13 protein-coding genes are annotated in these 14,720 nt (G+C 73.1%); 6 read left to right on the top strand and 7 right to left on the bottom strand.

The window, feature by feature from the left end; all coding sequences use genetic code 11:
• Window positions 1-52 precede the first annotated feature (52 nt).
• On the top strand, window positions 53-1,534 hold the full coding sequence (gene der / locus FBY22_RS29490; protein ID WP_142151016.1) for a ribosome biogenesis GTPase Der: 1,482 nt from the start codon (window positions 53-55) through the stop codon (window positions 1,532-1,534).
• 57 nt (window positions 1,535-1,591) lie between these two features.
• On the opposite strand, the gene FBY22_RS29485 is transcribed toward der, so the two are convergent.
• Together FBY22_RS29485 and FBY22_RS29480 are read right to left on the bottom strand one after the other, a co-directional pair.
• The gene (locus FBY22_RS29485; protein ID WP_142151015.1) at window positions 1,592-1,984 is read right to left on the bottom strand and encodes a hypothetical protein; all 393 of its coding nucleotides are present in this window, start codon (window positions 1,982-1,984) and stop codon (window positions 1,592-1,594) included.
• 55 nt (window positions 1,985-2,039) lie between these two features.
• On the bottom strand, window positions 2,040-2,822 hold the full coding sequence (locus tag FBY22_RS29480; protein ID WP_142151014.1) for a hypothetical protein: 783 nt from the start codon (window positions 2,820-2,822) through the stop codon (window positions 2,040-2,042).
• Window positions 2,823-3,332: 510 nt separating this feature from the next.
• Between FBY22_RS29480 and FBY22_RS29475 the strand changes: the two genes are divergently transcribed.
• Window positions 3,333-3,983 (top strand): transglycosylase family protein, encoded by a 651-nt coding sequence (locus tag FBY22_RS29475; protein WP_142151013.1) that lies wholly within the window; start codon window positions 3,333-3,335, stop codon window positions 3,981-3,983.
• 59 nt (window positions 3,984-4,042) lie between these two features.
• On the opposite strand, the gene FBY22_RS29470 is transcribed toward FBY22_RS29475, so the two are convergent.
• The 3 genes from FBY22_RS29470 to FBY22_RS29460 are packed head-to-tail and all read right to left on the bottom strand — an operon-like array spanning window position 4,043 to window position 8,360.
• On the bottom strand, window positions 4,043-4,735 hold the full coding sequence (locus FBY22_RS29470) for an ATP-binding cassette domain-containing protein (RefSeq protein ID WP_174267291.1): 693 nt from the start codon (window positions 4,733-4,735) through the stop codon (window positions 4,043-4,045).
• Window positions 4,732-7,887, bottom strand: a complete 3,156-nt coding sequence (locus tag FBY22_RS29465; RefSeq protein WP_142151012.1) for an ABC transporter permease subunit — start codon at window positions 7,885-7,887, stop codon at window positions 4,732-4,734. Before FBY22_RS29465 ends, FBY22_RS29470 begins: the two co-directional genes overlap by 4 nt.
• Window positions 7,887-8,360 (bottom strand): hypothetical protein, encoded by a 474-nt coding sequence (locus FBY22_RS29460; protein WP_142151011.1) that lies wholly within the window; start codon window positions 8,358-8,360, stop codon window positions 7,887-7,889. Before FBY22_RS29460 ends, FBY22_RS29465 begins: the two co-directional genes overlap by 1 nt.
• 134 nt (window positions 8,361-8,494) lie before the next feature.
• On the opposite strand from FBY22_RS29460, the gene FBY22_RS29455 reads away from it, so the two are divergent.
• The 4 genes from FBY22_RS29455 to FBY22_RS29440 all read left to right on the top strand — a co-directional run bounded on the left by FBY22_RS29455 (window position 8,495) and on the right by FBY22_RS29440 (window position 11,941).
• Window positions 8,495-9,070 (top strand): hypothetical protein, encoded by a 576-nt coding sequence (locus FBY22_RS29455; RefSeq protein WP_174267290.1) that lies wholly within the window; start codon window positions 8,495-8,497, stop codon window positions 9,068-9,070.
• On the top strand, window positions 9,039-10,334 hold the full coding sequence (locus tag FBY22_RS29450) for an ABC transporter substrate-binding protein (protein ID WP_142151009.1): 1,296 nt from the start codon (window positions 9,039-9,041) through the stop codon (window positions 10,332-10,334). The genes FBY22_RS29455 and FBY22_RS29450 overlap by 32 nt, the downstream gene beginning before the upstream one ends.
• 14 nt (window positions 10,335-10,348) lie before the next feature.
• A complete protein-coding gene (locus tag FBY22_RS29445; RefSeq protein ID WP_142151008.1) occupies window positions 10,349-11,338 on the top strand; it encodes a YafY family protein in 990 nt (329 codons plus the stop codon).
• 387 nt (window positions 11,339-11,725) lie between these two features.
• On the top strand, window positions 11,726-11,941 hold the full coding sequence (locus FBY22_RS29440; RefSeq protein ID WP_142151007.1) for an I78 family peptidase inhibitor: 216 nt from the start codon (window positions 11,726-11,728) through the stop codon (window positions 11,939-11,941).
• Window positions 11,942-12,035: 94 nt separating this feature from the next.
• On the opposite strand, the gene FBY22_RS29435 is transcribed toward FBY22_RS29440, so the two are convergent.
• Window positions 12,036-13,058, bottom strand: a complete 1,023-nt coding sequence (locus FBY22_RS29435; RefSeq protein WP_142151006.1) for a phosphatase PAP2 family protein — start codon at window positions 13,056-13,058, stop codon at window positions 12,036-12,038.
• Between the two features lie 236 nt (window positions 13,059-13,294).
• Complete coding sequence (locus tag FBY22_RS29430; protein WP_142152555.1) at window positions 13,295-14,554, bottom strand: glycosyltransferase family 39 protein; 1,260 nt, start codon at window positions 14,552-14,554, stop codon at window positions 13,295-13,297.
• Window positions 14,555-14,720: the final 166 nt, after the last annotated feature.

Genomic DNA, 14,720 nt, shown 5'->3' with positions numbered 1-14,720 from the left:
CGCTCACACCGGGCGATCCACCGATCACCACGATGAACGAGGTACGGACTTCATGAACGACCACATCCACTCCGAGGGCTCTGCCGAAGAGCACGACCACGGAGAGCTTGGCGACGCCGAGTACGCGGAGTTCATGGAGCTCGCCGCGGAAGAGGGCTTCGACCTCGAGGACGTCGAGGGGGCCATCGAGGCGGCCGGACACGGCCCGCTGCCGGTGCTCGCCGTCGTCGGCCGGCCGAACGTCGGCAAGTCGACCCTGGTCAACCGCATCATCGGCCGCCGCGAGGCCGTCGTCGAGGACAAGCCGGGCGTCACCCGCGACCGCGTGACCTACGAGGCCGAGTGGGCTGGCCGCCGCTTCAAGGTCGTCGACACCGGCGGCTGGGAGCAGGACGTCCTCGGCATCGACGCCTCCGTCGCCGCCCAGGCCGAGTACGCCATCGAGGCCGCCGACGCCGTCGTCTTCGTCGTCGACGCCAAGGTGGGCGCGACCGACACCGACGAGGCGGTCGTACGACTGCTGCGCAAGGCCGGCAAGCCCGTGGTGCTGTGCGCCAACAAGGTGGACGGGCCCAGCGGCGAGGCGGACGCCGCGTATCTGTGGTCCCTCGGCCTCGGCGAGCCGCATCCGGTCTCGGCCCTGCACGGCCGCGGCACCGGCGACATGCTGGACGCCGTCCTGGAGGCGCTGCCGGAGGCGCCCGAGCAGACCTTCGGCGGCACGGGGATCGGCGGACCGCGCCGCATCGCGCTCATCGGCCGCCCGAACGTCGGCAAGTCCTCCCTGCTGAACAAGGTGGCGGGCGAGGAGCGCGTCGTCGTCAACGAGATCGCGGGCACCACCCGCGACCCGGTCGACGAGCTCATCGAACTCGGCGGCGTCACCTGGAAGTTCGTCGACACGGCGGGCATCCGCAAGCGCGTCCACCTCCAGCAGGGCGCCGACTACTACGCCTCGCTGCGCACCGCGGCCGCCGTCGAGAAGGCCGAGGTGGCGGTCATCCTGATCGACGCCTCCGAGTCCATCTCGGTGCAGGACCAGCGGATCGTGACCATGGCCGTGGAGGCCGGCCGCGCGATCGTCATCGCCTACAACAAGTGGGACACCCTCGACGAGGAGCGCCGCTACTACCTGGAGCGGGAGATCGAGACCGAGTTCGGCCAGGTCGCGTGGGCGCCGCGGGTGAACGTCTCGGCGCACACCGGGCGGCACATGGAGAAGCTGGTCCCGGCGATCGAGACCGCCCTGGCGGGCTGGGAGACCCGGGTGCCGACGGGCCGGCTCAACGCCTTCCTCGGCGAGCTGGTCGCCGCCCACCCGCACCCGATCCGCGGCGGCAAGCAGCCCCGCATCCTCTTCGGCACGCAGGCCGGCACCAAGCCCCCGCGCTTCGTGCTCTTCGCCTCCGGCTTCATCGAGGCGGGCTACCGGCGCTTCATCGAGCGCCGGCTGCGCGAGGAGTTCGGCTTCGAGGGAACGCCGATCCACATCTCGGTGCGGGTGCGCGAGAAGCGCGGCAACAAGAAGAAGTAGCGCCGACCGGCAAGCGGAAAGGGCGGCCCCCGACCTGGGCCGCCCTTTCCGTGTTCCTCAGCTGCTTCTCGGCCGGCCCGGTGGCAGGGCCGCCGGCACATGGTGCATCCCCGTGCCCTGCTGGCCGATGTGCCCGACCCGCTGCCACTCCGACTGCTGCCGGGCACTGAGGGCCCCCGCGCTGTACGCACCGTACGAGCTGCTGAACGACCCCGGGCGGTGCGCGGTGTACGCCTCGGCGCCGTCCGGGATGTTCCCGAAGGCGGTGAAGCCCAGCTCCTCCTCGCCGCTGCGGTCACCCGGCAGTGTGCGGAAGGACTTGACGTACTCCGCGTAGAGCGCGTCGTAGATCGGCGTGGCCGAGGGGCCGCCCGGGAAGTCCGGAGCCGACGACCGCGAGGACGGGAGCGGCTGGTAGGACGAGCGGCGAGGAACTTCGTAGGTGTGCACGTATGTCCAAACGACCTCGGGCCACTTGGGATGCGGCCTCCCCGGGCGGGCGCGCTCAGGTGCCCGCGAGCGGCATGGCCGCGGCGACCAGCTTCCCGTTCGCCGCCGCCTTGTCCAGCGCGTCCCGCAGCAGGTCCTCGCGCGGCTGCCGTCCGATCGAGCCCACCGGCGCGGCGAACATCAGCACCTGCTGGTGCTTGTTGGCGGCGGCCCGCCAGCTCTCGGTGACCTGCAGCGGCTGGTGCGCCTGCCACCAGGCCACCGGCTGGCCGCCGTTGGCGTTCGGCTGGAGCACGGCGTGCAGCTGGCCCACGGCGAGCAGCACCGACCAGCCGTGCAGCACCGGAGGTACCTCGGTGATCTGCGTCAGCGGCATGAACCCCTGCTCGATCAGCAGCGGCAGGAAGTCGTCACCGAGCCCGGTCGCGCCCGGACGGACGATCGGCCCCGTCGGCTCGACCACCAGCGCCGGGTGCAACTCCCCGGCGATCAGCACGAGTCCGCTGGTCACGCCGAGCACAGCCTGCTCGGGGGCGACCTTGCCGGGGTCCAGGTCGACCGTGTCGCCGGAGATGGACCTCACGGCGCCCTGGAGCTGGTCCTCGGTGACCTGGACGACCTGCGAGGGCAGGCAGGTGGCGTGGGCGAAGGCGAGGACCGCGGTCTCGTCGCCGACGAACAGGACGGTGCTGGTGCGCTCCTGTTCGGAGTCGCCCGGGGTGCGGCAGGACGTGCAGTCGTAACTGCCGGGGGCGTTCTCGTCGGCGAGCAGCCGATCGGCCTCTTCGTCGCCGATCTCGGCGCGTACCTCGTCGCTGACATCGAGCATGCGCGGCACGGGTGGCTCCCCTCGGGAAGTGGTGAACCGGGCGGGTCCCGGGCTCATGAAGAAGACAACGGCCGATCTGTGGCGAGAGTCACGCTCCAGGGCGAAGGGAATCAATCCATCCAACGCGCATGGTCACCGCCCGTGCGGAATTGGTCACCCAGGGTCAAAAGCTCGGAAGGGCAAGGGAGTTGGTTGCGTGAAGTGAGTCACAGATCAAAGGAGTCGCTGGTCGACAAATCCTGAAATCAGGGAATGAAGTGGGTGGCCGGAATTCCCTGATACCCGCGGTAACAGCGAACTGGCCTGGAATGACGAGGAGTTGGTTGCTGACGCCTCGACAGGCTCTTTAGATTCCTCGGCCGTGTGCAACGAGCACCGCTCGGGAACGTCCGCCGATCGCACCGGCCGGCCAAGCAAGGCCGGCGCGAGCACGTGGACGGGGCGGAGCGTGGCGACCGGCCCAAGTGCCGCGAGCGCGCCCCGTCCTGGGGGACCCCGGGTGTCGGGAGAGGGAATTACATGTCCGAGTGTGCCGATACCAACCGCCACAACGGTCGCAAGACGCGTACGACGGCGGCCCTCGCCGGGGCCGCACTGCTCGCCGCCCCGCTGGGACTGCTGGCCGCGTCCGGCAACGCGGCAGCGGCCGACGGCGGAGTCTGGGACCGCATCGCCCAGTGCGAGAGCGGCGGCAACTGGCACATCAACACCGGCAACGGCTACTACGGCGGACTCCAGTTCTCCGCCGGCACCTGGCGCGCGTACGGCGGCTCGGCCTACGCCCCGACCGCCGACAAGGCATCCAGGGAAGCGCAGATCGCTGTGGCCACCAAGGTCCAGCACGCCCAGGGCTGGGGTGCCTGGCCGGTCTGTTCGGCACGGGCCGGCGCGTCCGGAAGCGCCCCGGCCTCCTCCGGCTCGGTGACGACGAAGTCCGCCGAGACCACCAAGTCCACCAAGGCGGCCCCGTCGAAGAAGGCGCCGACGCGCTCTTCGGGGCACACCAACCGCAGCGCCTCCCGCGGCAACTACACCGTCCGCGAGGGCGACACCCTGAGCAGGATCGCCGCCCGGCACGGGACCACCTGGCAGCGCCTGTACGCGGCCAACAAGGCCGTCATCGGCGGTGATCCCGACGTGATCCTGCCCGGGCAGCGGCTCGTCGTCTGAGACGCTCCCGGTCAGGCCCTGGGGCCCCGCACGGTCGTCCGACCGGGCGGGGCCCCGCGTCATCCGGGGGAGTCCCGCCGTGCCCGCGACGACCCGCGCGGTGTCCGTCGTCCCGGCTCGCCGGCCTGGCCGCCGAACACCACCGAGCCGCGCCGCAGTTCGTACACGAAGACGGCGTCACGGCCCTCCAGCGCCGGCGGCAGCCGCTGTTCGGCGACGACCACGCACGCGTCGAGACCGCCCAGCAGCTCGTACGTACGGGCGGCGACCTGCGGTGACATGCCCTGCGCGGGTTCGTCGACGAGCACCACGCGCGCGCGTGCCAGCAGGGCGCGGGAGAGCGCGAGCATGCGCTGCTCGCCGCCGGAGAGGGTGCCGGCGCGGCGCGGCAGCAGGTTCTCCAGCGGGGGATAGGCCTCCAGGGCGAAGGCGAAGTCCCGCGCCGCCAGTTCGAGGTTCTCGCGCACGGTGAGGGAGCCGAAGACCGCCTGCCGCTCGGGCACCAGGCACAGGCCGCGCCGGGCCCGTTCGTACGCCGGCATCCGGGTCACGTCGGTGCCGTCCCACACCACCGCCCCGGCGGACAGCGGCACGTCTCCGGCCAGCGCGCGCAGGGCGGTCGTACGGCCGGAACCGTTGCGGCCCAGCAGGACGGTGAGGCCGGGGCCGGGGGCGGCGAGGGTGACGCCGTGCAGGGCCTCCAGGGGGCCGTAGCGCACGCGCGCGTGGCGCAGCGAGATGCCGGCGCTCACGGTCCGACCTCGTCCAGGACGCGGTCGGGTGGGCCGACGGCGACGATACGGCCCGCGGCCATGACGTGCACGACGTCGGCGAGGTCGGCGACCAGGTCGAGGTCGTGCTCGACGACCAGCAGGGCGGTGCCGTCGGCGGCCAGGGCCTTCAGGACGCCGGCCATCGCGGCGACCTCCGCGCTGTCGAGACCGGCGGCGGGTTCGTCGAGGAGCAGGACGCGCGGGCTGCCGGCGAGGGCCCGTGCCAGTTCGACCCGGCGGAGGGTGCCGGTCGGCAGGGCGGCGGCGGGGAGTGTGCCGAGCGGGCCGTCGAGGCCGAACAGGCGCAGGGCACGGTCCACGGCGCCGGGGTCGGCGACCCGGCCCTGCTCGGCGCCCACGCGGACGTTCTCCGCCACGGTCAGGGAAGGGAAGACGGCCAGTTGCTGGAAGGTGCGGGCGATCCCGAGGCGGGTGCGGGTGTGGGCCGGCAGACGCGTGATGTCCCGGTCCGCCAGGAGAACCTGCCCGTGCGCGGGGCGCAGGGTGCCGGCCAGACAGTGGAAGAGGGTGCTCTTGCCGGCGCCGTTGGGCCCGATGACGGCGGTGACCTGGCCCGCGTGGGCATCGAGCCCTACGTCGTCGAGGGCGGTGAAGCCACCGTACCGAGCCTGAAGCCGGCGCACCGCGAGAACGACCGGACCCACGCGACGCCCACCGGCCCGTGCCGGTACCCCCGACGGCCGACCCGCACCGGAGGCCGCGGACCGTCCACGCGCGCCGACGAGCCCCTCCACGACCGAGCCACAGGCCGCCGGGTCCTCTCCGGCCGGGGCAAGGCCCTTCCCGGCTGCCGGCGCAGCGTCCTCTGCGGCCGGTGCCGCAGCGCCCCTCTTGGCCGGGGTCGTCGGGTCGTCTGCGGCTGGGGGCGCAGGGTGTTTCGCGGGCGGGGTCGCTTGGTCCTCCCCGGGTGGGGTCTCACGCTCCTCCCCGGCCGGTGCCGCAGGAATCTCCGCGGCCGGTGCCGCAGCGCCCCTCTTGGCCGGGGTCGTCGGGTCGTCTGCGGCTGGGGGCGCAGGGTGTTTCGCTGGCGGGGGCGCCGGGATCTCCGTCGCTGGAGCCGCGGCGTCCCCCGCGGCCGATGCCGCAGCATCCCCCGTGACCCACGCCGCGGCGTCCCCCGCGGCCGGTGCCGCAACATCCCCCGTGACCCGTGCCGCGGCGCCCCCCGCGACCCTCGCCCCGACATTCCCCGTACCCCGACGCCCCGTGCCGGCACCCGGCGTTGTCGTCGCCCCCGCCGGCACCCGGAGGCCGGTCGAAGGTGTCAGTCTCGCCCGGGCCGCCGCCCCCGCCTGTGTCAGTTCCGTCGGCCGGCGTGAACGCAGGCTTTGCGTCGCCGTTCGCCAGGCTTCGTACGGGCCTCCCGGGAAGCGGCCGATCAGTACCGCCAGGACGCCGATCAGGGCCGCCGCGACGCCGCCGCGCGCGCCCGCGTCCAGGCCCACCAGCAGAGCCGCCGCGGCCAGGGCGCCCAGGGTGCTGTCCGCGCCCAGGACCATCACCGCCGCGAACCACAGCAGGCCGCGTACGGGGTCGTAGGCGCCCGGGTCGAACGCGCGCAGGCCCATGCCGAGCATGCCGCCGCCGAGCGCGGCCAGCGCGGCGCCCGCGACGAAGGCCAGGAGCTTCAGGGACGGGACCCGCACGCCCGCCGCCGACGCCCCGGCCTCGTGGTCCCGCATGGCGGCCAGGGCACGGCCCGTGCGGCCTCTGCGCAGCGCCCGGGTCGCCAGCAACGCGGCGAACAGCAGGACGAGTTCGAGGACGTAGTAGGCGCGGTCGCCGTCGAAGCCCGCCGGGCGGCCCAGGCCCAGATCCGAGGTTGCGTACGGCTGGGCGAAGACGAAGCGGCTCACCCCGACGCCCACCGCGAACGTCGCCAGCGCCAGGGCGAGCCCCCGGCGGCTGATCGCCGGCCAGCCGGTCAGCAGGCCCAGCGGGGCGACCAGGGCCACCGAGACGGCGAGCGCGGCCAGTTCCGGCAGGCGGGGCAGGCCCGGGAAGCGGCCCGCCGCCAGCAGTGCGGTGAACAGGGCGCCCAGGCCCGCGTAGGCCGCCTGGCCGAGGGAGATCTGGCCGCCCCGGCCGGTGACCACCACCAGGGACAGCAGGACCACGCCCAGTGCCGGCACCTGCACCGACGTGTGCAGGTCCGAGCCCGCGAAGCCCAGCGGCAGCAGGAACAGGGCGACCGCCACGATCCACGCGCCCGGCGGCGTCGGCACGCGCGCGCCGGCCGTGCGCGGCAGGGCGTCCCGCCTGCCGACGCGTGGCAGTGCCAGGGCCGCGACCAGCAGCGCCACCACGAACAGGTTCGCGCCCGCCGTCTGCAGCAACGGCCCGCCCCAGCCCGCGGGATGCAGCCGCGTCAGCTGACTCTGCGCGACCCCGACGCCCAGCGCGACCAGCACCGCGACCGGCAGACTGCGCATGCGTGCCGCGACCGCCACCGCCACGACCTCCATGACCAGCAGCGGCAGACCGTAGGGGTCGAGACGGACGTACGGCGCGAGCAGCACGCCCGTCAGGCCCGCCGTGAAGGACCCGAACGCCCACCCCGCCGCCGCCACCCGGTCCGCGTCGATCCCGCCGAGCACCGCCAGCCGCCGGTCGTCCACGACGGCCCGCAGCTCCCGCCCGAACCGTGTCCAGCGGATCACCGCACCGACCCCCGCGGCCAGGACCAGCACGACCGCCAGCTGCCCCCACGGGTCGGCGGACACCAGTTCCGGCGCGTCGTCCCGCGCCCCCTGCCCCCACAGCAGCGCCGCCCCGCCGACCAGCAGCACGAACACCCCGATGGACGCGACGAGGGTCTGTGCCGGGTCACCGCCCAGGACGGCGAGCGGACGGAAGACGAGGCGCTCCAGCGCCACACCGATCGCGGGGGCGAGGAAGACCAGCGTCAGCGCCGCCGCCGGCCACAGCGGCCAGCCCCACTCGACCACGCACTGCCGCAGCGCGTAGGCGCACACCATGGCGATCGCCCCGTGCGCGAAGTTGAGCACACCGGTCGCCCGGTAGGTCACGATCAGGCCGATCCCGGTGAGCGCGGCGGCGCTGCCGACCGAAAGACCGGCCAGCGTCAGGTCGTAGGTGAGCGAGGACATCAGTCGGTTTCTTCGGACGGCTCACAGATGGGACACGGGCCCAGCTCGCCGCCCGCCAGGACCTTGGCGTCCACCGGGACCGCCTCCGCCTTCCCGGCGACCAGCGGGCAGTCGGCGCGGTGCCACAGCGTGCCGCCCGGCACCATCAGCAGGTCCCCGCTGACGGCGAGCGGTGCGGTGACCGCCTGCCCGGCCCCGCCGTCCTCGACGGGCTCGGTGACGAGGAGGCCGTAGAGCTCCTCCACGCGCGCGGCGGCGAGGGCGCCCTGCCCGTGGGCGAGCAGTACCGCCCCGGCGACGATCAGCGCGGCGCCGGGGATCGTGCAGGAGGCCAGGTAGGGGAGTTGCCGTTCGGCGTAGCGCTCGCCGGAGACGCCGTACCAGCCGATGACGCACAGCACCGCGCCCGCCGCCAGCGCGGCCCAGCCGGCCCACAGGACGGGGTGCACGGTCCGCAGTCGCGCTGTCCGCATCTTTGGCTCCTCGTCCGTTCACACACGTCGTGTGTCTGTCCATGTCAGCCAATGGCTTGCACTATGCCTTCTGGAAGCTGACCCTGAAAGCACCGGGCGCACCTTGCCCGGATGGACACCCGGTGGTGAGCCAGATGGTTCTCGGGAGCGACCTCAGGCGGGGGAACGCGACGAGGGGGCACGGCCCACGGGCGGCGGGACGGGGTACGGCGGCACTCGCCGCCCTCGTTCTCATCTTCGCCCCGGTCCTCGCGGCGTGCAGCGACAAGAGTGGCGGCGGCAGCTCCAGCCCGCCCCCCACGCCGTCCGTGCAGAGGACGACGAGCGCGCCGGCCACCGCGCCGGCCGACCCCGCGGCGGCCAAGCAGCAGATCAGCGCGAACTGGCAGAAGTTCTTCGATCCCAAGACCTCCCTGGCCGAGAAGCAGAAGGTCCTGGAGAACGGCACCAGGATGGCCCCGGTGCTGAAGGCGTTCAGCGGTGACAAGCGCGGCGGCCAGGTGCAGGCCGAGGTGCGGAAGATCGAGTTCACGTCGGCCACCCGGGCGACGGTGCTGTACACGCTGACCCTGAACGGCGCCACCGCCCTGCCGAACGCCGCCGGTACGGCCGTGCTGCAGGGCGGCACCTGGAAGGTGTCCGTCAACACGCTGTGCGCGCTGGTCAGGCTGAGCGGCGATGCGTCCGGCTCGCCGGCGCCGGGCTGCTGAGCGCGCGGCCGCCGCGGCTCTGCTGCTCGTCGTCGGCACCGCCTGCGGCAGCCGGCTGCCCGAGAGCGACTTCGAACACGGCTCCCGCACCCGCGCCCCCGGCGGCGGTGCGCCGATCCCCGTCGGCATCGTCACCAGCGCCACCAGCCCCGTCGGCGGCGACACCTTCACCGGACCGGGCCAGGGCGCCAAGGCGTACTTCGACCGCCTCAACGCGCGCGGCGGCATCGACGGCCGCCGCGTCGAGGTGCACGAGTGCGACGACGGAGGCAGCGGCGTCGGCGACAACACGTGCGTGCACCGGCTGATCGACGAGGACAGGGTGGTCGCCCTCGTCGCCACCACCGCCCTGGACTACGCGGGCGCCCCTCGCGTCTCCCACGCGCGCGTGCCCGACATCGGCGGCCAGCCCATCGGCGCCGCCTACGACACCTGGCCGCACCTGTACGGCATCTACGGCAGTTCGGCGCCCCGCGACGGCACCCCCGGCTGGGACGGGAAGCTGTACGGCGGCACGGAGGTCTACCGCTACTTCAAGCGCGTCAAGGGCGCCCGTACGGCCGCGGTCGTGTCCTACAACCAGGCCGCCTCCGCCGCCTACGCGCGGCTCGTGCAACGCGGCCTGCGGGCCGAGGGCTACAAGGTGGTCACCGAACAGGTCGACTTCGCGCTGCCCAACTTCCGCGCGGCCGCGGCCGACCTGAAGGAGCAGGGCGCCGACCTGGTCTTCGACGCCATCGACGGCCACGGCAACGCCCAGCTGTGCAGGGCGATGGACGAGGTCGGCGCGAAGGTCGTCGCCAAGGTGACCAACGTGCAGAACTGGACGTCCACCGTCCCCGAGGACTACGAGGACTCCCCGCGCTGCCGCAACGCCCTGTGGGCGACCGGCTCCAGCCGCGACCACGACGACACCCGCGACGCGGCGGTACGGGAGTTCCGGGACGCCACCAAGGGCCTCAAGACGCACTCCCAGTGGCAGTTGGAGGGCTGGGCGGCCGCCATGTGGTTCACCGACGCCGCCAAGTCCTGCGCCCGCACGGGCATCACGCGCGCGTGCGTCGACGCCTTCGTGAACCGCAGCCGCGACTACACCGCCGACGGCCTCCTCCTCCCCGTGTCCTTCGAGGCCCTGCCGAAGCCGCCGAAGACCCGCAGAACCTGCCTGTCGGTGGCGCGCTGGCAGGACGGCAGGGGGTGGGTGGCCCAAGGAGACATGAACAGTACGTGTTTCGAGGTGCCGCAACTGCCGTACGAACCCTGATACAGACTGTGCCCATGCTGGAGACCTCGGCTCGACTCCTGCGCCTGCTCTCATTGCTCCAGGCGCACCGCGATTGGTCGGGCGCCGAGCTCGCCGACCGGCTCGGCGTCACCGCGCGCACCGTGCGCCGGGACGTGGACCGGCTGCGCGAGCTGGGCTACCCCGTCAACGCCAGTCCCGGCACCGGCGGCGGTTACCAGCTGGGCGCGGGCGCCGAGCTGCCGCCGCTGCTGCTGGACGACGACGAGGCGGTCGCGGTGGCCGTCGGTCTGCGTACGGCCGCCGGGCAGGGCATCGAGGGCATCGGCGAGACCTCCGTGCGGGCGCTCGCCAAGCTGGAGCAGGTGCTGCCGAGCAGGCTCCGGCGCCGGGTGGGTGCTCTGAACGCCTTCACCGTGCCGATGCTCCGCGGGCCGCAGTCCGGTGCCGTGGACCCGGCCGTCCTCACCGAACTGGCCAACCTGTGCCGGGACGCGGAGCGCCTGCGCTTCGAGTACAGCGATCACGGCGGCGCCTCCACCCGCCGTACCGTCGAGCCCCACCGCCTGGTGTGCAGCGAGCGCCGCTGGTACCTGGTCGCCTGGGACGTGGACCGCGAGGACTGGCGGACGTTCCGCGTCGACCGCATCACCCCGAAGCCGCCGCACGGCCCGCGCTTCGCGCCACGCACCCCGCCCGCCGACGACCTCGCCGCGTACGTGTCGGAGGGCGTCTCCACGCGCGCGTACGCCGCGCACGCCGTCGTGCGGCTGCTGGTGCCGGTGGAGGAGGCCGCCGCGCGGATCTCGCCGAGCGCCGGGCAACTGGAGGCGGACGGCCCCGACGCCTGCGTCCTGCGCACCGGGGCCGCGAGTCTCGACGTCATGGTCATCCACGTGATGATGACGGGCTTCGAGTTCGAGGTGCTGGAGCCGGCCGAGCTGACCGAGTCGATCAGGACCGCTCGGGACCGGCTGTCCCGCGCGCTTGTCCGAGCGGCCGAGAGAGAAACGACGGGTTCGTGACGCCGCGCCGCCGGGACCGTGCGGCGCGGGTCGGGCACGGCGCGCCCAGGGCAGGGGGTATGCGGGGGTTCTGTGCTGGATCCATGCATTTCCTATGCGGTGTCGGCCCGCGCGCACGGGTCCGGAATCGGGCCGGAATCGAATACCGGGGCGTCCGGGAGCGGTTCTCCCGGCGCTTTCCGAGGGGCTATTCGACAAGGCCTCGCGGCATGCGGGAATTACGGTCGAATGCCTGCGTAAGACGTAGAGAACCGCTCGTACGTGTGACGCAGCGCGGTCGAAACGCGTGTCGTGATCCTGTGACAGAAGTGTGACCGCGGGGGGATCTGTGACACCTGGGACCGGCCCGGCCTTCCCCGGCCGCTGGGCAGCGCCTAGCGTGGCCGTATGGCACCGAATCCCGCTCCGCAGGCGGAGCCCCAGGACAGTCCGGAGGCGTACGTCGGCCTCGACGCGGCGGACGCCGAGCGCCGCGCGCGCGAGCGGGGGTGGAGCACGGTGCGTTCGCTGCCGCCGGGGGCGATCATCACCATGGAGTACCGCGCCGGCCGGCTGAACTTCGAGGTGCGGGACGGCCGCGTGGCACGGGCCTGGAAGGGCTGAGACGACACGAAGGCCCCGGTTCCGCGGGGAACCGGGGCCTTCGTCGTGCGCGGGCGGCTGTGCGTACCGGGACCCCGCCGCCGGCCTCGGCCGGTCAGCCGCCCGTCAGGGGGCGGGCCGGTGTCGGGGTGCCGCGCGGGACGCGGTCGGAGTGCGGTGGCCGGCGGCTGCCGATCGGGGTGACCGGCGTGCGCTCCGAGCGGGCCGTGTGCGGGCCGGGAGCCAGGTAGGCGGGCGCCGTGCGGGGGGAACGCGCTGCCGGCTCGCGTGCCGCGGCCTCCTCCTGGGCGTTCGCGCGCGGCTTGAGCAGCACCGGTGCCCCGACGGGCGTGGGCGCGGGTGCGGGTGCCGGGACGCCGCCACGGGCGCGTCGGCGGTCGCGCAGATCGAGGATGCGGGCCTCGGCCAGGGCGATCAGCGGCTCGCACCAGGGCAGGGCCAGCAGGATCAGCAGACCGGCGGCCCAGCCCAGCAGGACGTCGCTCAGCCAGTGCGTACCGAGGTAGACGGTGGCCATGCCCACGCCCAGCGAGGTCACGGCGGACAGTGCCGACAGCCAGCGGCGCGCTCTCGGGGTGGAGGCCAGATAGGCCAGGATTCCCCAGGTCACGACGGCGTTGGCGGTGTGGCCGCTGGGGAATATATCGCCGCCCAGGCCCATCTCGTTCGAGCCGATGGTGGTGGCGTAGTGCGGTCCGAGACGCCCCATGCCGTACTTGGCGGCGCCGACCGTGATGTTCAGCAGCAGCAGGGCGACGCCCAGCGTCAGCAGCGGGCGCAGTGTGTGCTGCCGCCAGGAGCGCCAGCCCAGCCAGGCGGCGACCATCACCGCGGTCGGACCGCGCTGGCCAAGGACGACGTAGTAGTCGACGAACCAGTGGATACCCGACCACTGCTGGTACGGGCGGAAGAACATGACCTGCCAGTCCAGCCGGACCAGCCACGAGGTGGTCACCACGGCCCACACGATCGCCAGATAGAACGCCAGGGTGCCGGTGAGCAGCGCCACCCGGTGCCGGCTCATCCTGGGCACATCGAGGTGGGCCGGTCGTTCCGGCTCCCTGTCGAGTCTGGCGAACACCCGGTCCAGACGGGTGAGCTTTCGTTCGGTACGCACCCAATCGACGTTACAGCGAGTGAGGTCGGTTCTCCCTCGATACCGCGTCTTTGTGATGACGATGTGATGTGGGATTCCTCTCAGGAGGCCCTGAATTCCGAGGAATCCGCAATGCCGACCGGTCACCCCCTTCAATTCCTTTGATCGTTCTGCGAACAGTTTTGTTGCACTTTTGAATTCGTTCACCGAATGCTGGGGCGGATTTGTCCTTGGGCTCACCGGGTCGCACAAGTCGATCATGGTGGCCCGGTGCCGTTCAGCCAGAACGCTCCGTAGGCGGCCGACAGCACGGCGGCACCGGCCACCACCAGCACCGACCTGGACGTCCGCGAGCGGGACAGCGCCCGGGCGAGCGGCAGCAGCAGAGGGAACGCGGGCAGCAGCAGACGCGGCTTCGAACCGAAGTAACTCGACGCGCACAGGGCGAGCGCGGCGACGACACCGGCGTACACCAGGAGCGGAAGCGGCTGGCGCTGTCGGACGCACACCGCGTACAGCCAGAGCACCAGCGCGACCCCGATGACGATCGCGGCGCCCGCGAAGGCGCCCGGAACCGACTGGAACCGGTCGGCGACGAAGCGGGCGAAGGCGGCGCCGCCGTCGAAGCCGTTGCGCCAGCCCGCCTGGACGTCGAGATAGCCCAGGGGGCCCTTGCCGGTGCGGTGGCCCACCCACAGGACGTAACCGGAGGCGCCCAACGGAGCCAGGAACATCCCCAGGGCGACGGAGAGGACCGCGGGGGCGCGGGGCATGTCAGGTGCGCCGTCCGGTGAGCCGACGCGCTCCGCACGGGCTTCGTGGACCGGCGCGGGGGCGCGTTCGCCCGCACGGGCGCCGTGCGGGTCCGGCGCGCTTCGCCTGCGCACGAAAGAGACGATCCCGGCAACCCACACGGCCGCGACGACCGCGATCCCCACCGGACGGGTCAGCCCCGCCAGCGCGGCCAGCGCCCCCGCCGCCGGCCAGCGGCCGGTCAGCACCGCGTACAGCGCCCAGGCGGCCAGCGCCGTGAACAGCGACTCGCTGTACGCCATGGACTGCACGATCCCCACGGGCAGCACGGCCCACAGCAGCACGGCGTACACCGCGGCCCCGCGGCCGCACACCCGCTCCGCGACCGCGAAGATCCCCCAGGCCGCGGCGAGCGAGGAGACGAGACTCACACAGAAGCCCGCGCCCGCGTACGACAGCGGCGTGAGCGCGTGCAGCAGCCGCTCCAGCCAGGGCAGCAGCGGGAAGAAGGCCAGGTTGGAGTGGACGTCGCCGTTCGGCAGCCGTACCTCGTAGCCGTATCCCAGCTCGGCCACCCTCGTGTACCAGAGCGCGTCCCAGCGGGCCGTCAGCAGCGTGTACGCGCTCTTGCCGCGCACGGCGGTCCACGCCGCCAGGACCGCCAGGCCCAGGGCGCGCACGGCCACGTACCCGAGCAGGGCAGGGGCCGCACGGCGCAGGGCCGGCGCACGGGGCGGCGCAACGCGCGTCACAAGGTCGGTCACGGGCTCGATTATCGACGGCCACCACGACCGGGCGGGCGGTCGGCGCATGATCCACCGGGAAGCGGAGTGGTGCATGCCACACGAGTTTTTGCGCGTCTGAGAGGTCCGCCACGTGACCGCGGCGCGAACTCGCGTACGCTGACGAGTCACTCGCCTTCGTTTGCGC

It is taken from the genome of Streptomyces sp. SLBN-31, assembly GCF_006715395.1.
GTDB lineage: Bacteria > Actinomycetota > Actinomycetes > Streptomycetales > Streptomycetaceae > Streptomyces.
The sequence above is the reverse complement of the archived record's forward strand: the minus strand, read 5'-3'. Positions and strand labels throughout refer to the sequence as shown.